The organism is Streptococcus suis (assembly GCF_002964045.1).
GTDB classification, from domain to species: Bacteria; Bacillota; Bacilli; order Lactobacillales; family Streptococcaceae; genus Streptococcus; species Streptococcus suis_U.
In genome coordinates this window covers 1-319 of the sequence record NZ_POPB01000638.1, presented here as the reverse complement: position 1 = coordinate 319, position 319 = coordinate 1, and the positions used below count along the sequence as shown (strand labels likewise).

General features: G+C 36.7%; 1 protein-coding gene. It reads left to right on the top strand.

All coding sequences use genetic code 11. From position 1 onward, the window contains the following. Positions 1-319 (top strand): isopeptide-forming domain-containing fimbrial protein (locus C1E99_RS13780; RefSeq protein ID WP_153060280.1); only part of this gene is annotated, 319 nt, incomplete at both ends.

Genomic DNA, 319 nt, shown 5'->3' with positions numbered 1-319 from the left:
CCTTTTGACAAAGATATTACCAGTCAAAAAAATAGTGCAAAACAAACGGATTTCTCTATTGGACAAACCATTGATTATAAATTAAAAACCACCATCCCAGCAGACATCGCTGCAACCAAATTAGTCGATGGTGTAGCTAAAAAATTGTACAATGTTTTCCAATTTGTAGATAGTTTTGAAACAGACCAACTTGTCTTTATCAATGAACCAGCTACTTACTCAGTAAAAGTGGCAGACGGTCCTGTATTGGCAGCAACTGAGGACTATACTGTAACAGTAGCGGAACAAGGTAGTAAAACCACTGTCACAACGAAATTAA